The 23,803-nt window shown below is 66.3% G+C and carries 25 protein-coding genes; 9 read left to right on the forward strand and 16 right to left on the reverse strand.

Translation table 11 applies throughout. From position 1 onward, the window contains the following. Positions 1 to 80: 80 nt before the first annotated feature. The 3 genes from sufC (VFZ97_16805) (at position 81) to VFZ97_16815 (ending at position 2,625) form a co-directional block, all read left to right on the forward strand. Complete coding sequence (gene sufC / locus VFZ97_16805; GenBank protein HEX6395096.1) at positions 81 to 824, forward strand: Fe-S cluster assembly ATPase SufC; 744 nt, start codon at positions 81 to 83, stop codon at positions 822 to 824. Continuing rightward, the gene (locus VFZ97_16810) at positions 815 to 2,041 is read left to right on the forward strand and encodes a SufS family cysteine desulfurase (GenBank protein ID HEX6395097.1); all 1,227 of its coding nucleotides are present in this window, start codon (positions 815 to 817) and stop codon (positions 2,039 to 2,041) included. Before sufC (VFZ97_16805) ends, VFZ97_16810 begins: the two co-directional genes overlap by 10 nt. 62 nt (positions 2,042 to 2,103) lie before the next feature. Next, positions 2,104 to 2,625 (forward strand): SUF system NifU family Fe-S cluster assembly protein, encoded by a 522-nt coding sequence (locus tag VFZ97_16815; protein ID HEX6395098.1) that lies wholly within the window; start codon positions 2,104 to 2,106, stop codon positions 2,623 to 2,625. A 28-nt stretch (positions 2,626 to 2,653) separates the two neighbouring features. Here the strand turns inward: VFZ97_16815 and VFZ97_16820 are convergent, their stop codons facing one another. Next, positions 2,654 to 3,136, reverse strand: a complete 483-nt coding sequence (locus tag VFZ97_16820) for a hypothetical protein (protein HEX6395099.1) — start codon at positions 3,134 to 3,136, stop codon at positions 2,654 to 2,656. Positions 3,137 to 3,164: 28 nt separating this feature from the next. Continuing rightward, on the reverse strand, positions 3,165 to 4,766 hold the full coding sequence (locus VFZ97_16825; GenBank protein ID HEX6395100.1) for a hypothetical protein: 1,602 nt from the start codon (positions 4,764 to 4,766) through the stop codon (positions 3,165 to 3,167). A gap of 132 nt (positions 4,767 to 4,898) precedes the next feature. Between VFZ97_16825 and VFZ97_16830 the strand changes: the two genes are divergently transcribed. After that, positions 4,899 to 6,089 carry an FAD-dependent oxidoreductase gene (locus VFZ97_16830; protein ID HEX6395101.1) on the forward strand — a complete coding sequence of 397 codons (1,191 nt, stop codon included), beginning with the start codon at positions 4,899 to 4,901 and terminating at the stop codon, positions 6,087 to 6,089. A gap of 143 nt (positions 6,090 to 6,232) precedes the next feature. Here the strand turns inward: VFZ97_16830 and VFZ97_16835 are convergent, their stop codons facing one another. Then, on the reverse strand, positions 6,233 to 6,508 hold the full coding sequence (locus tag VFZ97_16835) for a DUF3039 domain-containing protein (GenBank protein HEX6395102.1): 276 nt from the start codon (positions 6,506 to 6,508) through the stop codon (positions 6,233 to 6,235). A gap of 78 nt (positions 6,509 to 6,586) precedes the next feature. On the opposite strand from VFZ97_16835, the gene VFZ97_16840 reads away from it, so the two are divergent. From VFZ97_16840 to VFZ97_16855, 4 genes are all read left to right on the forward strand, one after another. Then, positions 6,587 to 7,798, forward strand: coding sequence for an acetyl-CoA C-acetyltransferase (locus tag VFZ97_16840; protein ID HEX6395103.1), 1,212 nt, complete (start codon positions 6,587 to 6,589; stop codon positions 7,796 to 7,798). 164 nt (positions 7,799 to 7,962) lie between these two features. After that, positions 7,963 to 9,006 (forward strand): NlpC/P60 family protein, encoded by a 1,044-nt coding sequence (locus VFZ97_16845; protein HEX6395104.1) that lies wholly within the window; start codon positions 7,963 to 7,965, stop codon positions 9,004 to 9,006. A gap of 378 nt (positions 9,007 to 9,384) precedes the next feature. Next, positions 9,385 to 10,044 carry an adenylate/guanylate cyclase domain-containing protein gene (locus tag VFZ97_16850; protein ID HEX6395105.1) on the forward strand — a complete coding sequence of 220 codons (660 nt, stop codon included), beginning with the start codon at positions 9,385 to 9,387 and terminating at the stop codon, positions 10,042 to 10,044. Positions 10,045 to 10,122: 78 nt separating this feature from the next. Then, complete coding sequence (locus VFZ97_16855) at positions 10,123 to 10,887, forward strand: PaaX family transcriptional regulator C-terminal domain-containing protein (protein ID HEX6395106.1); 765 nt, start codon at positions 10,123 to 10,125, stop codon at positions 10,885 to 10,887. 57 nt (positions 10,888 to 10,944) lie between these two features. Here VFZ97_16855 and VFZ97_16860 read toward each other — a convergent pair whose 3' ends face one another. The 12 genes from VFZ97_16860 to VFZ97_16915 form a co-directional block, all read right to left on the reverse strand. Then, positions 10,945 to 11,715 (reverse strand): hypothetical protein, encoded by a 771-nt coding sequence (locus tag VFZ97_16860; protein ID HEX6395107.1) that lies wholly within the window; start codon positions 11,713 to 11,715, stop codon positions 10,945 to 10,947. Positions 11,716 to 11,860: 145 nt separating this feature from the next. Then, positions 11,861 to 12,811, reverse strand: a complete 951-nt coding sequence (locus VFZ97_16865) for a fatty acid desaturase family protein (GenBank protein ID HEX6395108.1) — start codon at positions 12,809 to 12,811, stop codon at positions 11,861 to 11,863. 39 nt (positions 12,812 to 12,850) lie between these two features. Further along, entirely contained in the window at positions 12,851 to 13,870 is a 1,020-nt protein-coding gene (locus VFZ97_16870) for a metalloregulator ArsR/SmtB family transcription factor (GenBank protein ID HEX6395109.1), read from the reverse strand. A gap of 208 nt (positions 13,871 to 14,078) precedes the next feature. Beyond that, positions 14,079 to 15,500: an MFS transporter gene (locus VFZ97_16875; GenBank protein ID HEX6395110.1), complete on the reverse strand. Its 1,422-nt coding sequence runs from the start codon at positions 15,498 to 15,500 to the stop codon at positions 14,079 to 14,081. Next, positions 15,501 to 16,316, reverse strand: a complete 816-nt coding sequence (gene sufC / locus VFZ97_16880; GenBank protein ID HEX6395111.1) for a Fe-S cluster assembly ATPase SufC — start codon at positions 16,314 to 16,316, stop codon at positions 15,501 to 15,503. Then, the gene (locus tag VFZ97_16885) at positions 16,313 to 16,627 is read right to left on the reverse strand and encodes a non-heme iron oxygenase ferredoxin subunit (GenBank protein ID HEX6395112.1); all 315 of its coding nucleotides are present in this window, start codon (positions 16,625 to 16,627) and stop codon (positions 16,313 to 16,315) included. Before VFZ97_16885 ends, sufC (VFZ97_16880) begins: the two co-directional genes overlap by 4 nt. Further along, positions 16,627 to 17,817: a SufD family Fe-S cluster assembly protein gene (locus VFZ97_16890; GenBank protein HEX6395113.1), complete on the reverse strand. Its 1,191-nt coding sequence runs from the start codon at positions 17,815 to 17,817 to the stop codon at positions 16,627 to 16,629. Before VFZ97_16890 ends, VFZ97_16885 begins: the two co-directional genes overlap by 1 nt. A 211-nt stretch (positions 17,818 to 18,028) precedes the next feature. Further along, positions 18,029 to 18,514, reverse strand: a complete 486-nt coding sequence (locus VFZ97_16895) for a hypothetical protein (protein ID HEX6395114.1) — start codon at positions 18,512 to 18,514, stop codon at positions 18,029 to 18,031. Positions 18,515 to 18,599: 85 nt separating this feature from the next. Further along, positions 18,600 to 20,003, reverse strand: coding sequence for a Fe-S cluster assembly protein SufB (gene sufB, locus VFZ97_16900; protein HEX6395115.1), 1,404 nt, complete (start codon positions 20,001 to 20,003; stop codon positions 18,600 to 18,602). Between the two features lie 124 nt (positions 20,004 to 20,127). Beyond that, positions 20,128 to 21,123, reverse strand: coding sequence for a patatin-like phospholipase family protein (locus tag VFZ97_16905; GenBank protein HEX6395116.1), 996 nt, complete (start codon positions 21,121 to 21,123; stop codon positions 20,128 to 20,130). Positions 21,124 to 21,240: 117 nt separating this feature from the next. Further along, positions 21,241 to 21,426: a hypothetical protein gene (locus VFZ97_16910; protein HEX6395117.1), complete on the reverse strand. Its 186-nt coding sequence runs from the start codon at positions 21,424 to 21,426 to the stop codon at positions 21,241 to 21,243. Between the two features lie 75 nt (positions 21,427 to 21,501). Next, on the reverse strand, positions 21,502 to 22,551 hold the full coding sequence (locus tag VFZ97_16915; GenBank protein HEX6395118.1) for an LLM class F420-dependent oxidoreductase: 1,050 nt from the start codon (positions 22,549 to 22,551) through the stop codon (positions 21,502 to 21,504). 77 nt (positions 22,552 to 22,628) lie between these two features. Here VFZ97_16915 and VFZ97_16920 point away from each other — a divergent pair, with 77 nt between their 5' ends. Next, entirely contained in the window at positions 22,629 to 23,555 is a 927-nt protein-coding gene (locus VFZ97_16920; GenBank protein ID HEX6395119.1) for a YihY/virulence factor BrkB family protein, read from the forward strand. Here VFZ97_16920 and VFZ97_16925 read toward each other — a convergent pair. Next, positions 23,539 to 23,739: a hypothetical protein gene (locus VFZ97_16925; GenBank protein ID HEX6395120.1), complete on the reverse strand. Its 201-nt coding sequence runs from the start codon at positions 23,737 to 23,739 to the stop codon at positions 23,539 to 23,541. The two genes, VFZ97_16920 and VFZ97_16925, sit on opposite strands and share 17 nt — an antisense overlap. Positions 23,740 to 23,803 lie beyond the last annotated feature (64 nt).

Genomic DNA, 23,803 nt, shown 5'->3' on the forward strand with positions numbered 1-23,803 from the left:
CCGCGCGCCTTCCACAATGGCGAAGCCGGCAACGGTCGGCATATTTTTCCCTATCGCCGTAGTGGTAATAGACTTGGGGTGTGGCCCCCCCGCTTTTCGAGGTGCAGGACCTTCACGTGTCCGTCGACGGTAACGAGATACTGCGCGGCGTCGACCTGGTGATCGACCGCGGCGAGATCCACGCGTTGATGGGCCCGAATGGTTCGGGCAAATCCACCCTGGCCAACTCACTGCTCGGGAACCCCACGTACCAGGTGACCAGGGGAAAGGTGCTCTTCAAAGGGGAAGACGTCACCGACTGGCCGAGCGACGTTCGCGGCAAGGCCGGCATGTTCCTCGCGTTCCAGTACCCCGAGGAGATCCCCGGAGTCCCTGTCGCGCAGTTCCTGCGCCAGGCGCTGTCGGCCCGCCGGGGCGCCGACCTGTCCGTGCTCGAGCTCCGAGTTTCGATCATGGAGTGGATGAAGCGGCTCGGCATGGACCCGTCCTTTGGAGACCGCTACCTCAACGAGGGCTTCTCCGGCGGGGAGAAGAAGCGAAACGAAATCCTTCAGATGGCGATCCTCGAGCCCGACCTGGCGGTGCTCGACGAGACCGACTCCGGTCTGGACATCGACGCGTTGGGGGTCGTGGCAAGGGGCGTGACCTCGGTGCGTGAAGCCCGGCCAGAGCTAGGGGTTCTGCTTGTCACGCACTACCAGCGGATCCTCGACCAGCTGCGCCCGGACGTGGTTCACCTTTTGATCAACGGGCGCATCGTCGAGAGCGGAGGTGCCGACCTGGCGGTCCGTCTCGAGGAGGAGGGATACGAAGCATGGCGCTAGACGTTGAGCGGATCAAGAAGGACTTCCCGATCCTCGACCGCCAGATCCACGGAAGACGCCTCGTCTATCTCGACTCCGCGTCGTCGTCGCAGAAGCCGACTTCGGTGATCGAGGCGATGTCGCGCTACTACGAGACGACCCACGCCAACGTCCATCGCGGCGTTTACACGATCGCCGAAGAGGCCACCCGGCTGTTCGAATCGGCCCGCTCATCCGTCGCCAGGTTCATCGGTGCTCGCTCCGCAAACGAGGTGGTTTTCACCAAGAACATCACCGAGGGAATCAACCTCGTAGCGCAGTCCTGGGGCCGGGCGAACCTGAAGCAGGGAGACGTGGTCGTCCTCACCGAGATGGAGCACCACGCCAACCTGGTGCCATGGCTGATCCTCAAAGAGCAGCTCGGCATCGAGCTTCGCTACCTCCCGCTCACCGACGAGGGCGTACTTGATCTGAGCGACCTGGAGGGGACCCTCGCGGGCGCAAGGCTGCTCGGGGTGAGCGCGATGTCGAACGTGCTCGGAACGATCAACCCGATCCGTGATCTCGCCGACGCCGCGCACGCAGCCGGCGCGCTGATCCTCGTCGACGGCGCGCAGCAGGCGCCTCACCTGGTCACTGACGTGAAGGCGATGGACGTCGACTTCTTCGGTCTCACCGGGCACAAGATGCTCGGCCCGACCGGGATAGGCGCCATCTGGGCGCGGGCTGAGCACCTCGAGTCGATGCCGCCGTTCCTCGGCGGGGGAGAGATGATCCGCGACGTTCGCCTCGACGGTTTCACATCCAACGACGTCCCGTGGAAGTTCGAGGCCGGAACCCCGCCGATCGCGGAAGCGGTCGGTCTCGCGGTTGCGATCGATTACCTGAACGCGCTCGGCATGGAGTCCGTGCGAGATCACGAGCGTTCGCTGACTTCGTACGCTCTGTCGGCGTTGAAGGAACGCCATCCGGGGCTTGATATCTACGGCCCTCCCGACGCCGACCGGCGCGGCGGGGTCATCTCGTTCAATTACAACGACGTCCATCCTCACGACCTGTCCCAGGTCCTCGACGAAGCCGGCGTGTGTGTACGGGCGGGACATCACTGCGCCAAGCCGCTCATGAGGAAACTGGGCGTGGGTGCGACTGCGCGGGCGTCGTTTTCCGTGTACAACGACGAGGCGGACGTGGACGAACTGGTCGAAGCATTGAGCACCGCCGACCGCCTGTTCGGTTGATCCGTGCGGTAGAAGTGTGACGTCGCGCTACGTCCCGATGAAGAGCCAGGAGCACACCAACCATGTCCGGTCTTGAAGACCTTTACAGAGAGATCATCCTCGACCACTACCGGAACCCCCGGAACCGTGGCGAGCTCCCCGCGCCGCCGGCGCACGTCGAGACCGGCTTCAATCCGCTGTGCGGTGACGAGATAACCCTTTACCTCGAGATCGACGGCGACCAGCTCGCTGACATCAGGCTCACCGGCCAGGGATGTTCCATCAGCCAATCGTCGGCGTCGATGATGTCGACAGCGGTCAAGGGAAAGAACCTCGCCGAGGCCCGCGCGATCATCCGGAAGTTCAAGGCGATGATGTCGATCCACGAGCTGCGACTCGACGGCGAAGGCGCAGACGAAGGAGAGACCGCTGCGCAAACTGGACCTGGACAGGATGGGACAGGCAGCGCAGAACCCGAGGTGTCGCTCGGGGATCTCGAGGCGTTGCAGGGCGTGGTGAAGTTCCCGGTGCGGATCAAGTGCGCCACCTTGTCGTGGAACACCCTGACGCAGGCGCTCGACCAACTGACGCCGGCGAACGGCTAGCCCCCCTCAGTTATTCACTTATTCGGGTTCACTCGCCCCGCCGGCTCGCGGGCCCTCGCTCGCGTTCCGTCGCGACCGCTTCGAAGGCCGAGCGAAGCGCGTCGATCCACTCCTTTTCGTTCTCGCCCACCAGGCGCACGCACCAGGCGAGCGCGTCGCTGCGGCTGCGGGCGACACCCGCGTTTATGAGCGTGTCGAGCACCTGTCGCTCTTGCATGCGCAGCCTGGTCATCACCGGTACCGAGTAGGTGGTAAACGTGACCACCAGGTCGCCGGCCCTCGCACCCCAGGAGACCTTGGTTTCGAAATGCTTCTCGGCGTCCACAGCGATCGTCATGCGCTCGTCCCGGGTCGCCTCCCGGAAGAGGCGCAGGGACTTGAGGTCGGCGTGCTCCGGACCCAAATCGACGATCACCAGGATCTCGTCCTGATCGAAAGCCACGTCGAGTCCCTTGGCTCCCCAATGGGCGGGAATCCTGGAAGCGAACCACTCCTCACAATGCGCGTGCACCGGGGAATCGTTGCACGTCGAGAGCCTCTCAGCCGTAGAAGCCTGCGCAACCCCCGGAGGACCCGAGCCTCTGCAAACCGTTGAGATCTCCGGGCTGGTAGGTCCCGTAACCCTGGTCGACCGGGTTCATCACCTCGCCGGCGTTGACGTGAGCGAGACCGACGGCGTGGCCGAGCTCATGAAGAAGAACAGGCTGCTCTCCCGAGAGGCCGCCACCGCCGCGCAAAGTGCTGAGCACCTGCACCTGCGCAGCGACTATCTCGGGGGCGTAGGGAGCCGAGTTGTAATAGCTGTAGGTGGTGAGCCCGATGGTGTCGCCGCCGCTCAGTGCGGGCACCCAGCTGATGACGACCTTCGAGCTGGCGGGGACCGACGACGCGCTCGAGTAGGTGCCGTCGTTCACGAACGACAGGCCGGTCGCCTGGCTCACCTGGGCGATGTCGTTGCTGACGTCGCTCTGCCATCCCGCCGGAGCGCCGGGGTAGACGACTGCGTAGTGCACCGATTCGCACGGGTTCCACCGGGCCGCTTGTCCGGCGGAGTTGGTTACTTCGAACGCGAAGTTGTTGTCGGCGGGGATGGCCGCGGCGACCGGTCCGGACGAGAACGAAGCGTCGCCGAACGGGAGGATCAGACCGTTGGCCGCGACGACCCAGTAACCGCCTCCGTCTCCTGTGCCGACGATCGCGATCGCCGGGCTTCCGCCCGTCTTGCCTACCGCCGAGCCGAGGAACGGCGCGTCGCCGAACGGGAAGACCCCACCGTCCTGGGCGAGCAGCCAGTATCCGCCACCGTCGTGCGTCCTGGCCATGCTGACCATGGGAGCGTTGAGACGGATGGCACCGGTGGAGCCGTGGAAACCTGCTGCGCCGAAGTTGAAGACGCCACCGTCCTTCGCGACCAGCCAGTAACCGTTTCCTGCCGGGGTGCTCGCCATACCGACGACCGGCTGGTTGAGCCGCATCCAACCGGTGGATCCGTAGAACGGCGCGTCGCCGAAGGTGAAGATTCCGCCATCGCCGGCAACGAAGTCGTAGCCGTGGCCGTCGCTCGTCGAAATCATTTGGAGTGCCGGCGCGTTCAACCGGATGGAACCGGTCGAGCCGTAGAAGGCGGCGTCACCAAATGTGAACACTCCACCGTCCCGGCCGAGCAACCAGTAGCCGAGACCGCTCGGGGTTGGCGCGATGCCGATGATCGGGGCATTCAGTGCAGCACCGGCCAGGTCTCCGAGCCAGGTGGCGTCGCCTGCCGTCGTAACCGCACCGTTGCTCCAGGCCATCCAGAAACCCTTGCCGTCCTGGGTGGGTGCGGCAGCGACGACCGAGCCGCCGGCGGTTGACGCGGAATTCCCGACATGGGCACCCGGGCCGACCGGCGCAGCATCGTCGTTGGCCACCTGAGCGGTCGGCTTCGAGCCGGACGCGCCCTTGGCCAGCGCGCGGCGTCCAGCACGATTCGCCGCCCCAGCCAGATGGGACTGGTTCGCGAGGTGCGCCGCGGAGGTCGCGCTCGACGACACGGCCGCGGCGGTGAGAATCGACGTTCCCGAAACGAGCAGTGCGCTCGTTGCCACCGCAGTCGCCGCAAGGCCGCGCGCGTTCAGAGACCGATGCCGATGCTTCGCCATTTCCTCGCCCTACTCCGTTGAACTGACCGGAACTTGGTCGGCCCCCCGGGGAGGACGCTTGAGTAATACGCGCGGCAATCCGCGAAAACAGGAAAGCCCCCTGGTGCAAACCGCCCGGTATGGTTTTCCGCCATGCCAAGGGCCGTCGTCGTGGGCGCCTCGCTCGCCGGCCTCCGTGCCGCCGAGGGGCTGCGCAGAGGGGGACACGACGGCCCCTTGACGATCGTCGGCGCGGAGCGTCACCGCCCGTACGACCGCCCTCCGCTCTCCAAGCAGGTACTAACGGGAAAGGTCGAGCCGGAAGCCACAGCTCTGCACGAGGCCGGCGAGCTCGAGGCGGAGTGGGTGCTCGGAACCGAGGCAACCAACCTCGACACGGACAAAAGGGTCATCCTGCTCGCTGGGGGCGAGGAACTTCCTTATGACCAGCTCGTCATCGCTACTGGCGCTCGCCCGCGAATGCTCCGTGGTTTCGAGCCCGGCCCGGGTGTGCACTACCTGAGGACCATCGACGATGCGATCCGGCTCCGGGACGAGTTGTCCGAGGCGTCGAGCCTCGCGGTGATCGGCGCAGGCTTCATCGGGCTCGAGGTTGCGGCCAGCGCCTCGCAACGAGGTCTCGACGTGACCGTCCTCGAGGCGTTGCCCATCCCGCTCGACCGGGCGATCGGCGAAACGATGGGATCCCAGCTCGCCGACCTGCACCGGCGGCGAGGCATCGACCTGCGAACCGACGTGATCGTCGAGGGCCGGGTCGGGAACGGGAGGATCGAGGGTTTGCGCCTTTCCGGCGGCGAGATTGTGCCGGCGGACGCCGTCGTGGTCGGGATCGGGGTAGCGCCCGAGACGTCATGGCTCGAGGACTCGAACGTGGACCTGAACGACGGCGTCCTCTGCGACGAACGCCTCCGTGTCCTCTCGGGCGGGCGTCCCCTGCCGGGGGTGGTGGCGGCCGGAGACGTTGCCCGATGGCCGCATCCGGGCTGGTCGCGCCTGGCCCGCGTCGAGCATTGGACCAACGCGGTCGAACAAGGCGAGGCGGCGGCCAGGACCCTGCTCGAGGGCGGGGCGGCGCCGGCGTTCGCCCCGGTTCCCTACTTCTGGTCAGACCAGTTCGGGCTCAAGATCCAGTTCGTCGGCGAGACGGTTCCGGGGGACGAGGTTGCCCTCATCGAAGGCAGCTTCGAAGAGGAGCGCTTTCTGGTCGCCTACGGAAGAGCAGGCCGCCTCGTGGCGGCGCTGGGAATTCGCCGGCCCGCCCGGGTCATGGCGATGCAAAGGCTTATCGGCGAGCGGGCGCCGTTTCCTCCAGAGCCGGGCTAGAAGCGGCTACACCCCGTCGATCTCGCGACGGCCCTCATGGCGTTCTGGCTCGCGGGCTGGTGGGGCTAGTGGCGCTCGTGGGGCTCGTGGCGCTCGTCGGGCTCGTGGCGCTTGCCGGCCTCGTCTCGGTGGGTATGGCTCGCCTAGCTCGCCGGGACCTTCCAGCCCATCGCCTCGGCGATCTCCTTGCAGGTCGGGCACAGGGGGTAGCGCTTCGGGTCTCGAGAGGGAACCCAGATCTTCCCGCACAGGGCCTTCACCGCGGTGCCGTTGACCAGGCCTTCGACGACCGAAGGTCCCGCCGAGACGAAATCGCCCTCGTCCGGCTTGAACCCCTCGAGGACGATGTGGGCCATCCGTTCGTGATCGCCGTCCAGCGCCGGATCCTGGCGCACCGGTGAAACGGTGACGTCGCTCATGGGGTTCAAGCGTACCGAGGCCACCCAGGATCGGGTACAACAAGTGGGTCAACAACCTGGTTCCCCAAGGAGTCACCGATGCCCGAAGCCGTGATCGTCGCAACCGCCCGCAGCCCGATTGGGCGCGCGTTCAAGGGATCCCTGGTCAGCCTCCGACCCGACGACATGGCTGCGCAGATCGTGAAAGCGGTCCTCGACAAGGTGCCGCAGTTGAACCCCGTTGACGTCGAGGATCTTCTACTAGGAAACGCGCAACCCGCCGGCGAGGCCGGTTACAACATGGCGCGCGTCGTCGCGCTTCTGGCCGGGCTGCAAACCGTGCCGGGAACAACCGTCAACAGGTACTGCTCGTCTTCGCTCCAAACGATCCGCATGGCAGCGCACGCGATCCGGGCGGGAGAGGGTGATGTTTTCATCTCCGCGGGAGTCGAGGCGGTTAGTCGATTTGGTCAGGGCATGTCGGATGGCCATCCCGATACGCACAATCCGTTGTTCCGCGACGCTGAGGAGAGAAGCGCGAGTCGCTCGCTAGGTGGCGGAGGAACTTGGAAGCCGGGTGACGGCTTACCTGATATCTACATCGCGATGGGACAGACAGCGGAGAACGTTCGCGAACAGGAAGGCGTTACCAGACGCGAAATGGACGAGTTCGCGACGCTGTCGCAGAACCGAGCAGTTGCTTCGCAAGAGAACGGCTTCTTCGAGCGGGAGATCAGTGCGCTTACGTTGGCCGACGGAACCGAAGTAACCAAGGACGACGGGCCTCGCGCCGGCACGACTGTTGAGAAACTCGCGGAACTGAAACCGGCTTTCCGTCCCGACGGCGAAGTGACTGCAGGAAACAGCTGCCCTTTGAATGACGGAGCAGCAGCTGTTGTCGTCATGAGCGACGCGAAAGCCCGAGCGCTTGGTATCACACCTCTCGCGCGCGTCGTTGCTTCAGGTGTCACTGCGCTCGATCCTGAGATCATGGGCCTCGGTCCCGTCGACGCATGCCGGCAAACCCTGAAACGCGCGGGGATGACCGTCGACGACGTGGATCTCGTTGAGATCAACGAAGCGTTCGCCGCGCAGGTCGTGCCATCGGCGCGACAGCTCAATATCGATTGGGACAAGTTGAACGTTCACGGAGGCGCGATCGCGTTGGGGCATCCGTTCGGGATGACCGGCGCGAGGATCATGTCGACGCTGATCAACGGGCTTCAAACCGCGGACAAATCCATCGGTCTCGAGTCGATGTGCGTCGGCGGAGGGCAGGGTATGGCGATGATCGTCGAACGCCTTAGCTGAACAAGTCGAACGTCTTAGCTGAACGAGAGGTAACGGAATCGGGGGCTGCGCACCCCGATTGGCTTGATCCGTGAACATGGGATCACCTAAGGTGAGATCCCGTTGTGACTACGTGCACGTGGAATTTCCGTCGGCACGCGCGTCGGGTCTTGGTTGCGACCTCAATGGTTGCGGCTTCGACCTCGGGTCTCGTGGCTTCTCATGCGTCGGCGGATCAGGTGACGGACCTCAAGGCCAAGGCCGCTGCGCTTGCGTCCCGAATCAACGCGCTTGGACTTCAGCAGGACGCTCTCGCGGAGCAGTACGACGCCGCGCAGCTTCGTGCCGATGCCATACAGCAGCAGGTGGCCCACGCCGCCCAGCAGGTAGCAGCTGCGGAGGCCAGCGCCAACAAAGCGAGGGACGCGCTCAAGCAGGACGCTGTGCTCGCCTACGTACATGGAGGCAACAGCCCCCTCGCTTCCGGCCGAAGCGCTATGTCGACGGCGAACGAGAGCCTGCTGCGGGCTGAGTACGTCAACAGCCTCGCCGCCAACCAGCACGACGCGATCGACCAGTTCCGCCTAGCCGCCCTGCAAGAGCAGGCTGCGAAGGCTCAGCTCCAGCAGGAGCAGGCGGCCGCGCAGGCCCAGCTGGTCCAGGTCAACCAGGACCGGCAGGCAGCCGCATCGCTGGCCGCCCAGCTGCAGGCAACCGAGAGCCAGGTGAACGGCCAGGTCGCCACCATCATCGCCCAGCAGGAAGCCGCCGCACGGGCCCTGGCCGCTCAGCAGGCGCAGGCTCGCCTAGCTGCCCAACAGGCGGCGGCACGGGCCCGGACGGTCAGCGTGGTACTCGGCGGCAACCCGCCGCCGGTGGGGCATGGCGCATCGGGTGCTGTCGCCGCGGCCGAAAGCCGGGTCGGAGACTGGTACCAGTGGGGCGCCGCCGGCCCGAACACCTTCGACTGCTCCGGCCTGATCATGTGGTCCTACGCCCAGGTCGGGGTCTCCCTGCCCCACTTCAGCGGGGGCCAGTACGCCGACACGACCCACATCCCGATGTCCGACCTGCAGCCAGGTGACCTGGTGTTTCCTTCCGACCCGGGTGAGCACGTGGCGATGTACATCGGCAACGGCGAGATCGTCGAAGCGCCGTACACCGGCGCACAGGTGCACATCATCCCGATGAGCTCCTGGTTCGTCAACGCCAGCCGGGTCGAGGGCTAGCCGGGTCGAAGCCGAGGGCTAGCGCGTCGAGCGCCGGCCCCTCAGAATCGAGTAGCCGGCGGGCCGGGTTCAACCCGGTCGGCTAGGTCCCTACGGTCGCCTCGTCCTCGCACGCTCACTCACTCGCTCGCTCGCTCGAATGTTCGCTCGCTCGAAGCCATGAAATATCATGCTGGGTAGAGTTAGGGAACTATAGTTGCTTAAGTCTACCCAGAAGCGGTGGAACCTCCTGGACGGGACAGGCGGCGTCGCGGCAACCCTGTAGCCTGTGTCGGGGCGGGCCGGAGGTTCGCGCCCACCCCACAGCCGACCGAAACCTCCGCCGCCACTACTACCGATCCGGCCGACCCACATCCGGCCGACCCACAAAGGAAGCCATTGCGCGTCGATCGCTGCTTCGCCTTTCTCGACCTGTGCGGCTTCACCGCGTTCACGGAGCGCTACGGCGACGAGCGGACTGTGCTCGTGCTGGCAAGCTTCCGGACCCGGGTGCGGGAGGTAGCCGCACGCCGGGGCGTGCGGGTCACCAAGTGGCTGGGAGACGGCGCCATGCTGAGCTCCGGTGACACGACATCGGTCGTGTCGATGGTGGTAGAGCTCGCCGCCATGGTCCCCGCCGAGGTCCCGCTTCAGATCCGAGCAGGGTTGGCGCAGGGGCCTGTCATCATGTTCGAAGGCGATGACTACATAGGTCGGCCGACGAACGTGGCGGCCCGGATGTGCGACGCGGCCGCCCCCGGACAGGTCCTTGCGACCAGGGAGGTCGCCTGCCGGGCGCCGAGGTGGATCTCGGTCGGCCCGGTGTGCTCCTACCAGGCACAGGGGTTCGACCGCCCGCTCGAAGCCAGCCTCCTGGAAATCGGTATCTCCGAGACGATGGTGACCGATCCCTGCTGCGGCCTGGTCCTTCCGTCCGTGGCAGGGCTGGAAACCCGCTCCGGGGCGGATGGGAGCGTCCACCGGTTCTGCTCCACCGCGTGTGCCCTCTCTTGGGAACAAGGCAACCGTGACCCCGCAATCCTGGCCCGGCTTGACTGAATCCCCGACCGGGGGATCGACTGGAAAGAAGAACCTCGGGACATTGACTGGGGGACATTGACCGGTAGCACTCTTCCGATGGATAACGACGACCTGGCCGGCGTCCTGGGCCTTCAGCCGCTGACCGCCCGGTCGGTCATCCTGTCGGTCCTGCTCGGGACCCACCCGCCGCGGCTTCCGGTGAAGATCCTGGTCAGGACGGCTGAGCTGTTCGGCATCTCCGAGGGGACGACCCGGGTCGCCCTCTCGCGTCTGACCGCTGACGGCGACGTTCTCGCCGAGGACCGGGACTATCGGCTGACCGCCAGGCTCCTCGACCGCCAGAGACAGCAAGACGAGGGACACCACCCGGTGACCCGGCCCTGGACCGGCGGGTGGGAGGTTGCCATCGCCTCGCCCGAGGTACGCTCCGCCGGCGACCGGCTCGCGCTGGGGTCGGAGCTCGCCACCCTCCGGCTCGCCGAGCTGCGCCAGGGGGTTTGGGTCCGTCCCGACAACCTGGTCAGGGCCTGGCCCGCCGACCTGTCCGGCCGGGCGCTCCGATTCGATGCGGCAGCCGGGTTCGAGGACCCGCCGGCGCGCGAGTTAGCCGCGACGCTGTGGGATCTCGAGGCTTGGGCTGGGCGAGCCGAGCAGCTCATCGCCGCACTCGAGTCGGTGGACGACATGGCGCAGCGGTTCATGGTGGCCACGGCGATGGTCAGGCACTTCCGGGACGATCCGGTGCTGCCCCCGGAGCTCCTGCCCTCCGGGTGGCCTGGAAACGCCCTGCGGGAGGCGTACGCCGGCTATGAAGCACAGCTTGGGGAGCTGCTCCGCCGCGAACGCGACCGGCACGGATGAACGCACGTGGGCCGAGTAGGCGGAAGCGACCGGCACGGATGAACGCACGTGGGCCGACTAGGCGGAAGCGTCCGTCTCGGCGGACATCCGGGCGACGAAACCGTCGCCCAACTGCTCAACGGTGACCGTAATTCCGAGCGCCTTGGCCGCTATCTCCACCGACGTGAGGTCCGGCAGCGACCTGGCGCCCAGCGACTCGACCGCCAGCGCCGGCGCCATGCCGGGCCCCGGATCGAGGCGGACGACCATCTCGTCGGCGTGGCGGGACACGATCCGGAGCAGCTCGCAGCCGAGCGACCCCATGATCCACACCTTCGGATCGTCGACGCCGGCGTTCGAGCGCCCGGAACCAGCGTTCTCGAGCCGGCTCGGGGTGCCCGTGACCTCGCGGATGATTTCGAGCTCTATCGCTAACGCTGCTTCCAGCGAGCCGTCCCACCGCACGGGTAGCGGAGCGTCGAGGCCGGACACCTCCCTCCACTCCCGTTCCAACCTGACCCGCTCGACCTCGGCCAGCACCGTCGGCGAACGGGAGGCGATGAGCGCCTCCATCGCCGCTTCCGCGCTGACCGCCCGGGTCTCCGCCCGGCCGGCACGTTCCTCGGCGTCGTGGGCCCGCAGTTCGGACTCGCTCCCGCGCCGGCGTTCCTCTCCTAGCTCCTGCCGGGTCGCCTCCTCGCTGCGCTTGGCGTCCTCGAGGGCGCTTTGCGACTCAACAAACCTCGACTCGGCGCCGGCAAGACGGTTCGAACTCGAGCGCCAGGCGACCAGCGAAGCGACCAGCAGGACAACGGCCACGCCAGCCACCACCCCCACCACCACGGTCACCCCAACGACGGTAGCGGCCGCGTGGATCCGACTCCCCTAACTGCTCTCCGTATGGCCCCACTTGCGGCCCCACTTGTGGCCCCGCTTACGGCCCCCCCTTAGGGCCCCCTTACGGCCACCTCGGCCGCGGAAGGCCCACATATCCCTACCGGCGGGAAGCGAGCGCCCTCCACAGGGCGAGGTAGCTCGGGTATTCGAGCTCGGGAGTGATCCAGCCGGCAGCGACAAGCTCGGCGTGCAGCGCCGGCAGGTTCCGCCAAGGGATCCCCATGTCGACGTGGTGGGCGAGATGCCAGCCGGTGTTGTAGGGCACCATCCAGAACCGGGCCAGTGGTCGCTGCCTCACCACGTGGGTGGTCTTGCGCCTGTCCTCGGACCGCTCCATCCCGGCGTGCTCCGCGATTACGCGGAGCCGGTTGATCACCCGCCACACCGACATCCACGGCGCCAGCCAAAGCAGCGGGTAGAGCCACCACCGGCCGCTAGCCAGCCAGAACGCCGCCCACAGCACGATCTGCACCCCGACAATGCGCGACGCGATCGGTCGAGAACTCCGACTCGACAGGGCCATGAGCAGCGGCTTGAGGTTCTTCCAACCGGAGATACCGACCGCATCGCGGGTGAGCTTGCGGCGCATCGATGCCCGAGTGATGGGATAGCCGGAGTACAGCGCAATGTCTGGCTCCTCCGGACCGAGCTCGTCGCGGTGATGCGCCATGTGCGACCGGCGGTACAGGTCGAACGGGGTGAACGCCGGGTAGGAGAGCATCCACCGCCCGACGACATCGTTCGGTGTGCGGCGGCTGAACAGGAGCCGGTGCGCAGCCTCGTGGCCGAGGATGTTGAGAACAGCGAACCCGCGCCCGAGCAGGAAGAAGGCGACCGCGTACGCCCACCAGCGATCCAGCCAGGCAGCCGCCGCGACCACCCCGAACGACTGAAGCCACGCGCCGAACACGGTCAAGATGTTGCGCCGATCGGGGATGCGACGCAGCTGTTCGCGAAGCGAGGGAGCTGGCCGGCCGGCAGACGAAAGCCGGTCGGTCGGCAGCACATCGGGCAGTACGAGGGCCGGCGGAACGACGGTTGCGACCATCAGGTCCGATATTACAGGATCTAGCCGTTTCAGTCCAGTCTATGTAATACCGGCCCTAACACTGCTCGGCTCGCCGGCAACCACGCCCAGCGACTCCCTGAAGAGGTCGTCGAGGGCGACCACGTTGGCCTCGAGACGCCGCCCCGCTCCCTTGCCCTCGACAACTAGGCCTGCCTCTCGCAGCACCCGCACGTGGTTGGACACGGTCGGCTGCGCAACACCGAACAGGTTTGCCAGCTCGCCGATCGCGCGCGGACGGCGCCCCAGCGCCTCGAGAATCGCCAGCCGGGTCGGGTCCCCCAGGCCCTTGAACCGACGCGCCCTTAGCCGGGTCTCCTCGGATGGCCCCGGGCTCAGCACCTGCCTCGCGGGCGTCACCAGGACACTACCGGGAAGCCGGAGGTAAAGGCACTTCCGGTTGTACCAGCCGGGCACGAGCAGGACTCTCGCACCGTCGGACGCAGCATCGCGAAGGAACGCCTGGAACGTGTCGACGAGGTCGCATTGGATGAGCGATTGCACGTCGGTGATTCCGATCTCTTGGCCGAACTTGTGGCGCAGCTCCCTGGCGACCGACTCCGCGGCTATCCGGCCGCGCGATTCCCAATCGGGCCCGACCTCGTCCCACACCGCACGGATCAGTGAGATCCAGGACCTCCGCAACCTCGCGCTGTCGTGCAGACGCTTCAGCCTGGCGCGGAACCTCTTCTGGTCGTCGGGCACCTCAGATGACAAAGGCTCCGGCCGCGAGGGACCCGCAGCCGCAGCCTGGAGGCGCTCGAACAGGCTCTCGGGATCCTCCTCGAACAGCGCGCCGGCCCGGTCTGCGACGACGAGCACCTCGGTGAAAAATCGTTCGCCGTCATCCCAGAAGGCTGCCAGCCTGGTCGGCAGCTCCGAATCCGGCGCGAAGCGTCCGAACCTTGCTGGATAGTCCGGCTCGGGCTCGGACGGGTGCACCCACATCGCCCACACCAGATCTGTGACCAGCGAGGTGCGGACCGTGACCGGTAGCGCTGAGACGGGAAGGGCGGTTTCGGTTGCGTCGAGAGTGGGCATAGTCAGATAACTATATCATAAAATAGTTTTCTTTCAATGAACCGCAGCGGTACGGTTGCGGCTGTCCGAAGACGACCGAATCGAGGATCCCAATGCACCCCTGGATGTTGGAGCAGCTGGGCCGAGAGCACCGGAGGAACCTGGAGGCCCTGTCGGCACCGCGTGCCCGCCGGCGGATCGCGGTTTTGCGACGGCGCCGGCGTGAGTCTCAGCCCGGTTCTGCCGCGGCTTCTGCGGCGGCCATCCCTGCGGCCGCCCGGCCCGCCAGCGTGTTCTCAGCCTGAGCAGCACCACGAATGAACAGGGTGGCCACCACGGCCACCACCGCGACCAGAGCCCCCGCTACGTAGGCCTCCTGGAACGAGCCGACGACCCCGGCTACGTGCTCCCGGGAGGCCTGCACCGTTTGCATCAACTGGATCCCGGCGACGACGCCAACCTGGTTGGCAACCTGCAGCGCCGCACTGGCCGATCCCATGTGGCGCACCTCCGCCGAGTTCGCAACCAGCGCGGAGATGGGCGGCATCGCCACGCCGTTCGACAGGCCCGACAGGCCGAGGGCCGCGACGATGACCACAACGCTCGCCCCCGGTTGAAGCGTGGCGAAAACGATCATGGAGAAGATCATTAAAGCCGCCCCGCTGATCGCCGCCGGCCGCTCCCCGGTGCGCGAAGCGAGGTAGCCGGCGGCCGGTGCGCTGATCGCAAAAAGAAGAGGACGGGCGATCTGAAGCAGTCCCGCTGATCCGACGCTGTAGTGCAGTCCGCGCTCGAGGAAGAGCGGGGTGAGGAAAAAGCCGCCCATGTACGCGAAGTTCATCGCCATACCCGCCAGGCACGGCAACGTGAAGTTCCGCCGTGAAAGCCACTCGAGCGGAAATATCGGCGTCCTCGCGCGGCGCTCGACAAGGCCGAACGTCGCGAAACCGACGAGCGACAACGCCGCGGCAGCGAAGACTTGCGGCCTGGACCACCCGCCGCTCCCCTGGTTCAACGCCATTAGGAGCGCACCGACCGCCACGGCGAGCAAGATCGCTCCGGCGACGTCGAGGGTCTCCCCCGGTGCTGGCTCGGTCTCAGGGAGGCCCCGGCGGTTAGCGGCCAGGGCGACGAGGATCAGCGGCACCTGCGCGACGAAGATCCACCTCCATCCGAAGTACTGGACCACGGGTCCGCCTATGGCCACGCCGATCACCGGGCCGCCGGCACCGATAAGCGACCACCACCCGAGAACCTTGGTTCGCTCGGCCGGGCCGAAGACCCGGAACAGAAGGGACCACGACGAAGCGGTCAGACACGCCGCCCCCAACCCCGAAAAGAGCCGCGCCACGATCAACGAACCCGCGTTCCACGCGCCGGCTGTCAGAGCGGCGCACACCAGCGACAGCACCAACCCCGCGAGGTAGAGGCGCCTGTGGCCGTAGAGGTCGCCGAGTTTCCCGAGGATCGGCGCGGCGACCCCGACTACGAGCAGCGGCGCGGTGATTGCCCACGTAAGCGTGCTCTCGGTCGTGTGCAGGTTGCGCGCTATGTCGACGAGGGCGACGTTGAAGACGGTGAAGTTGACGTTGCTGGAGAACAATCCGAAGAGGATCGTCGCCAGCAGCCACCAGCGATTCCTCGGGGACATCTAAGCGAGCGGGTCGGCGAACGGATCGTCTGCACTCGTAGCAGCAGGAGACCGCTCGGCGACAGCAGCCGCCTCCTCTTCCGCCCACCCGGCGTAGCCGGTCCTCTCCAGCTCGTCGGCGAGCTCCGGGCCGCCGCTTGTGACGATCCGCCCGCGAGAAAGCACGTGCGTCCGGTCGGGCCGGAGCTCGGCGAGCAACCGGGTGTAGTGGGTGATCGCGAGCACCCCTAAGCCGGTCTCGTTCGTGGCGGCTTCGACCCTGCGCGCGACCGCTCGTAGCGCGTCGACGTCGAGACCGGAATCGATCTCGTCGAGGACGGCGAAACGCGGGCGCAGGACGCCGAGCTGGACGGTTTCGTTTCGTTTTCTTTCGCCGCCGGACAGGTCGACATTGAGGGGGCGAACAAGAAAGCGTTCGTCGAATCCGACTCGCTCGGCTTCGACGGTGACTAGAGCGGCGACGTCGTCAGGATTTTTTCCAGATGCGGAAAAAGAGGCCGCTAGTACGTCCTGGAGCGAGACCCCGGGCACTTCGATCGGGTACTGCATTCCGAGAAACAGCCCTGCCTGGGCTCGTTCCCAAGTGGGAAGTTCGAGCAGGTTGATGCCGTCGAGGAGGACCCGGCCGCCGGTGACGGCGTAGCCGGGCCTGCCCATCAGCACGTGCGAGAGGGTGCTCTTGCCCGAGCCGTTCGGCCCCATGACCGCGTGCACCTCGCCGGAACGAACGGTAATGGTGATGCCTCGGAGGATCTCCCGGCCGCTCACCTCGGCGTGGAGGTCTTCGATCAGCAGTTCGCCGCGATGAGAAGTCACGGTTCGCTCACCACCACGTCCTCGCCGTCGCGGGTGACTCTGAAAACCTTCACCGGCTGGGTTGCGGGCAAGCACTGCGGCTCACCGTCCAACAACGAGAACGTGCTGCCGTGCTTGCAGCACTCCACCGTGCAGTCGAACTCGTCGACCTCGCCCTCGGACAACGACACGTTCGCGTGACTGCACCGGTCGCTGATCGCGTGGAACTCGTCGCCGATGCGCACCAGGCAAATGCCCTCTTCACCGACGTCCAGCCGGAGTGAACTGCCCGACTGGAGCTTGTCGGCTCGGACCCTTGCGAGTTCCGCCATCAGGTCGCGCTCCGTGTCGCTTCGAGGCGTTCGGCTTGCGCGAGCTTGGAATCCACGGATTCCCGAAGCGGCGCCGAAATCCCGCGCACCGGCAGTTGCTCGAGAACCTCGTCGAGAAAGCCGAGCGCGATGAGCCGGTCCGCGACGGCCGTCGGGACTCCCCTGCTTTCAAGATAGAAGCGCTGATCCTCGGCGATAGGCCCGACCGCGGATGCATGAGAGCAGCGCACGTCGTTGTCCTCGATCTCGAGGTTCGGGACGGAGTCGGCGTGCGCGCCCTCGTGGAGGACTAGGTTCCGGTTGGTCTGCATCGCGTTGGTGCCTCGGGCACCTTTGTCGACCCGGATGAGACCGCTGTACACCGATCGCGACGTGTTAGCGACGACGCCTTTGTAAAGGAGCTCGGATTGAGTCTTCGGCGCGCCGTGGTGCTGGACGGTGCGAAAGTCGTGCATCTGGTTCGCCGACCCGAAGTAAAGGGCGAGAAGACGGCCGGAGGCACCAGGACCGACGAGCGACGAGTCCGTCCTCATACGCGCGTACTCGCCTCCGACTGCAACTGCCGCCGAAACGAGTGATGCATCTTTGTCGACTCGGCTCACCTGGAAACCGACCTGCCACGCGCTCGGATCGAGGACCTGCACGTTCAGATAACCGAGGTTGGCGGCCGCGTCGACGTTGAGCTCGGTCACCGGTATCGCCAGCGAGCCCGCGCCGCCGGCGAAGATCTCTACGACCGAAAGCTCCGCAGCCCCCTCGACGTCGACCCGCACGCGCGGGAATGCCGCGACGCCGACCGCCGTCAGCCGGTGCACGACGACGACCACTCCGCCGCGCGTCCTGCGCGGCGCGCGCACCCGGATCCACGATGGTGCGAAGGCCCGGTTCAGTGTGACGTATGGATCGGAGTCGTCCGCGACCACCCGGCGCTGGGGCTCCTTCGCGGTGGAGTTGCTCAGATCGTCGATCTCGAAGACCGAATCCGGTGGCACCGACAGCTCGGACAGAAAGCCGTTATTCGTCTCGACGACCGTGACGTTGCCTTGTATCGCCCTCACCAGTTCGTCTGCGTGGTCGTCGCGGATCGGAACCGTGATTTCCGGAGCCATCGCGGGCTCGAAGCGGCCGAGGTCGAGCTGTTCGATCCGGATGTAGCGCCACTCCTCCAGGGCCTCGGTGGGCAGGTCCAAGCCTTCGAAACGCTCGAAGGCCGCGCTCCGCTCGGCGCGCAGCCAGTCGGGGCCGGCGAGCGCGGCGGCAGATTCAGCGGTGAAGCCGGACAGTGGTGCTCCTACATCAGAGGTGGGCCCAGGCGATCCTGGTGCAATATGGCCGGAAACCCGGCCGGGCCTTGCATTCTACGGCCGGCCGGAGCGGTCCGGCCAAAGCGGCAAGTGGCGGTTACTCGGCGGGAATGTCGACGACGACGCGGGTCCGGTCGTCTTTGTCGTAGTGAACCTTCACGGTTCCGCCGACCTTCACCTTCGCCCTGGACTCGGGCGTCGGGAAGGCGACCCGCGTCGTCACCTCGAAGGGTTCGCCGTCGCCCGGGTCGATCTGAACCGTCAGCCTGCTCCGGGTGACCGGGCCGAGGGTGCGTTCGTCGACGACAGAGATCACCTTGGCCTCGGCTTCCTCTCCTGAGCGCAGGATCTCCGGACCTTTCAGAAGGTCGGCGTCGGTCGGATCGGGCGGTGGCGGAGGAACGTCCTGCGCCTGCGGTTGTGCCTTGCGCTCGCGGATCCGCCGCGGCGGCGAGGGCGGCCTCGGCATCCTCGGCGCGCGGGTCGGGCGCGGTCCCTGGATGGTCTGCTGGCTTTGCATCGCCAAGCTGAGCCCGACGACAACGATCACGATCAGCACGGTGAGTACTACAGCTCCGGTCACCGCCTGGTGATGTTAGTGATCGAGGATCTCTTTCACCGCTCGCAGCACCAGGGCACCAATCGCGTCTCTCCCGGTTGGGGCGGGGTCAGCCGACCGAACCCTCCATCTGAAGTTCGATCAGGCGGCTCCACTCGACGGCGTACTCCATCGGAAGGGTCCGGGTGACCGGCTCGATGAAGCCGTTGACGATCATGCTCATCGCCTGCTGCTCGGAGAGCCCGCGGCTCATCAGGTAGAAGAGCTGGTCCTCGCCGACCTTGGACACCGTCGCCTCGTGACCAACCTGGGCGTCCTGCTCTCCGAACTCGATGTACGGATAGGTGTCGCTGCGGGAGAGATCGTCGAGGAGCAGGGCGTCGCAACGCACGAAGCTCTTCGACTTCCTCGCGCCCTCCTCGAACCGGACCAGGCCGCGGTAGGAGGTGCGGCCCGCGTCCTTGGAGATCGACTTCGAGATGATCGTCGACGAGGTCTCCGGCGCTGCGTGAACCATCTTGGCGCCGGCGTCCTGGTGCTGCCCGGGCCCGGCATACGCGACCGAAAGCACCTCGCCGGACGCCTTGGGGCCCATCAGGTAGACCGACGGATACTTCATGGTCAGCCGGCTCCCGATGTTGCCGTCGATCCACTCCATGTGGGCCTCGGTGTCGCAGCGGGCCCGTTTGGTGACCAGGTTGTAGACGTTGTTCGACCAGTTCTGGATGGTCGTGTAAGTGACCCGGCTCGACGGCTTGCAGATGATCTCCACTACCGCCGAGTGAAGGGAGTCGGTGGTGTACACGGGTGCGGAGCAGCCCTCGATGTAGTGCACCTGGGCGCCCTCGTCGGCGATGATCAGCGTGCGCTCGAACTGGCCCATGTTCTCCGCGTTGATGCGGAAGTAGGCCTGCAACGGCATCCCCACCTTCACGCCGGGGGGGACGTAGATGAAGCTCCCACCGGACCAGACGGCGGTGTTGAGGGCAGAGAACTTGTTGTCGTTCGCCGGGATCACAGTGCCGAAGTACTGCTTGACGATGTCGGGGTACTCGCGGAGGGCCGTGTCCATGTCGCAGAACAGGACGCCCTGGGCCTCGAGGTCCTCGCGGTTCTTGTGGTAGACGACTTCGGACTCGTACTGAGCTGTGACGCCGGCCAGGTACTTCCGCTCGGCCTCGGGGATGCCCAGCTTGTCGTAGGTGGCCTTGACCGACTCGGGGAGCTGGTCCCAGGCGCTCACCTGCTTGTCGATCGGCTTGATGTAGTAGTAGATGTCCGAGAAGTCGATCCCAGACATGTCGCCACCCCATGACGGCATCGGCCGGCGCTCGAAGTAGCGCAGCGCCTTCAGTCGCCTCTGGGTCATCCACTCGGGCTCGCCCTTCATCCACGACATCTCGCGGACCGTCTCTTCGGACAGGCCCTTCTTGGGCTTGTAGACGTAGAAGTCCTCTACGTCGCTCCAGCCCAGCTTGTACCGGCCGAGATCCAGATCCGAGGTTGTGGCCATGCGGCTTGCATCCTTCCGGAGATAGGGGGATTTCTCCTATCTCGATAGTAACAACCCTCAGGGGTGAGCCGGTAGGGCCAATGCCGAACCGGAGCCGCCGATGCCGCCGCTCAGCTCATGTATTTCACATATTGACTGCCTGAGCAGGGGTTTCGGGGCCGGTGGCGAGCATTTGCGCCAGCTGGTATCCCTCGGAGCCCCGCCTGTGCAGCCAAGCGCCGACCGAATCATGGGTGACCCTGGATACCGGCCCCCTGAGGCGAGCGTCCATAGGGTTCATTCCCATGGCCACCGCCACCCGCTGATCCGGCTCGACCGAGATGACCGGAACTCCCGTCCGCCGAAGAGCGGACACCTCCCGCTCGAGCTGCGCGCTGAGCAGCTGACGGATCATCCGGCCCGCTCCGAACCGCATCCTCCCCGCTTGCTGGGTCATGGGCGAGCTGACGATGACCAAATCCAGCCCGGGCCCCCCGACCAGATCGAGGTTCACCATCGAGCGGACGCCGCCGTCGACGTACCGCCGGCCATCGATGCGCACCGGTTCGAAGTATCCGGGAATCGCGCACGAGGCCGCGACCGCGTCGCCCACGTCGGACGGCGGGGAACCCGCCTTTCCGAAGACGACCCGCTTCCCGTTACGGAGATCCACCGCGCAGATCCACATGGGATCGTCCGGCCAACCGTCGGCGAACACCGAGTTGATCCCTGAGGAGATTGCCGCGGTCGAAACCCTTCCGGCCGGCAACATCGCTGCGATCAACGCCATCGGGTTCGGGACCGACCGCCGGGTGAACGCCCTCATCACCGCGACCGGATCGGCGACCGGCCTCATCCCGAAGAACTGGGCGGCCTGGGTGCGGGGACGGTGCGGCCTGCCCACGTCGGCGAGCCTCGCTCCGGCGGGCGACAAGGGCTTGTCCTCGCTTATGGCGCGGAGATCGGCGGCCGGGAGGCCTGCTCGCAGCATCGCAGCGGTGATCGACCCCGCGGAGGTTCCGACCACGATCTCGGCGGTCCTGGGGTCCCAGCCGGTCGCCTCCTCGATGGCGGACAGAACCGCTCCGTGGTAGGCAACCCCCACAGATCCCCCTGCGGCGAGGACAATCCCGACACGCATATCGTTACTCTACCCAAGGCGATGCAGATAGCTGTGGTTTCGTGTCATTTGCCACAGAACTACGTTTTCGTGCGAGGCGGGGTTGCCGCGGGGACCTGGTTCGGGCGGTGCGGGGCGCTACTCGGGCTTCGGAACCGGGCGGAGGGCCACGATCAGCACTCCGACCACCATCGCCACGCCGACCCCGAGGACGGTCCACTTGGTGATGTCCGGGGTCACCCAGATTGCGCCGATGATCGGCGAGGCAGCCATGAGCAGGGCGAAGAAGTACTCGAACGGGGCACTCAGAGCCGCTGGCCGCATGGGCTGGCAGCATAGCGAGGGCTCCGTGTGACCCGCCTGCCGGGCGGCGAGTTCACGACCCCCGCAGCCCGGCGGCTAGCCGGCGATCGCCCTCAGGCGCTCGATCAACTGCGCCGGCGTCTGGTCGCCGGTGGGGATGGGTGTGACCTGCAAGTGGGTGACCCCGGCCTCGCGCAGCGCCGCCACCCGATCCGCCACCCAGCCGGCAGGGCCGGCGAGAGAGGTGAGGTCGAGGAGCTCCTGCGGCACCAGCGCGGCGGCCTCGTCCTTCTTCCCGGCGAGGTAGAGGTCCTGGATCTCCTTCGCCTCCTTCTCGTACCCGTACCGGCAGGCGAGGTCGTTGTAGAAGTTGCGGCCTCTCGCCCCCATGCCTCCGACGTACAAGGCGACCATCGGCCGGGCCAGGTCGCGGAGCCGAACCACGTCTTCCCCGTCGCCGATGGCCAGCAGCCCGCCGGCGGAGATCATCAGCTTGGCGAGGGACGAGTCTCTCTTCGACTCGCCGGCGGTCAGGGCAGAGCCCCAGACTTCTTTTGCTTTCTCCGGGATGAACAGTATGGGCAGCCACCCGTCGGCGACCTCGGCGGTCATCGCCACGTTCTTCTCGCCGAGCGAGGCGACCCAGATGGGGATTCGCGGACGCACCGGATGGGCGATGATCTTCAACGGGCGTCCGAGCCCGGTCCCCTTCCCAGCTGCGAGAGGGATGTCATAGTTCTTTCCGTGGTGCTCGAGCGGTGCTTCGCGAGCCCATACCGCCCGGCAGACCGAGACGATCTCTCTGGTACGCCCGAGCGGGTTGTCATAAGGGACGCCATGCCAGCCCTCGATCACTTGAGGACCGGACGCACCCAGCCCCAGATGAAAACGACCCCCCGACAGCGCGTCGACCCCCGCCGCGGTCATCGCAATAAGCGTCGGAGTCCGCGTATAGATGGGAAGAATGCCCGACCCGATCTCGACTCGCTCGGTGAGCGCGGCGAGGTAGCCCATCAAACTTGGGCCGTCGAAGCCGTAGGCCTCGGCCACCCAAACCAGGTCCAGGCCCGCCTTCTCAAGCTCGCTCACCTGCCGGGCCGACTCTTTGAAACCGCCGGCGTAGCTAAGGGTCGTCGAGATCTTCATGCCCGGGATGATATGCGGGAACCGTCCCACCATCCCCAGGGTGGGCCTTCTTCGGTACAAACGGGTACACAGCATTCGTGGACTTGCTGTCGAGGATCGATTGCTGGCAGCAACGCCACCGGGCTACGGCATTCGTGTTCGCGGTTCAGAAGAAGTACGGCGACGATCGCGGCGGCTACCTCGCGGCGCTTATCACGTACTACGCGTTCCTGTCGGTCTTTCCATTGCTCCTCGCAGCCTTCACGGTCGTCGCTTATGTCCTGGCAGACGACGTCTCGGCGATTCACACCCTCGAAAAGCACATCGGCAGCTACCCGATCCTGGGTAGCGCGGCCCACCAGCTCGCCGGAAAGAGGCTTCAGGGATCGCCGGTCGCCTTGACCGTCGGCATCCTGGGCCTGCTCTACGGCGCGACCGGATTGGCTCAAGCCGCGCAGTTCACGATGGAGCAGGCGTGGAACGTACCCGCCAAGGATCGCCCAGGCTTCCTCCCGCGGCTCGCGCGGAGCTTCGCCTGGTACATCGTCTTCGGTCTCGGAATCGTGGCCTCCACGTTCGTCGCGTCACTCGGGTCATGGCTCCACTGGTCGGGCGGACTCGCGCTCTCGACCCTTGTTGCCCTTGTGCTGAACATCGGCCTGTTCTTCGCCTCCTTCTGGATCCTTTCCTCACGTGTGTCGGTGCGCGACATGGTTCCGGGTGCGATCGTCGCGGGCGCGGCGTGGACCTTCCTGACGGGCGTCGGCATCGGCTTGACCCACAAGCTCGCCCACTCGAACTCCCTGTACGGCACGTTTGCGCCCGTTCTTGGCCTCCTGGCATTCCTGTACCTGGCCGCGACGATCACCATCTACTCGGTGGAGGCGAGCGCGGTTCGTGCGCAGCACCTGTGGCCGCGCTCCTTGACCAATAAGGAATTGTCCGAGGCGGATCGCCGGCAGCTGAGCAATCTCGCGAAGCGCGAGGCCAGGCTTCAGGGGCAAAAAGTCAGCGTCGACTGCTGAACAGTTCGTCGTCCATTTCATGCGCCGCGGCGTGGGTCGCGGGATCGGACGGGTCGCCCACGAAGATCGCCAACCTTCCCTTGCCTTCTTCGACGGGGGTAGCAACGGTCTCCTCGTTGACGATCAACACGACGTTCCTCCCTCGCCGGACCAGTTCGAGCGCCTCGGCAGGGTCGTCGGTCACCACGGTGCCAGCCTAAGCCGGTGAAGGTGCCCGATGAACATCCTTGATGAAAGTCCCTAATGAA

The organism is Acidimicrobiales bacterium (assembly GCA_036378675.1).
Classification (GTDB): domain Bacteria; phylum Actinomycetota; class Acidimicrobiia; order Acidimicrobiales; family Palsa-688; genus DASUWA01.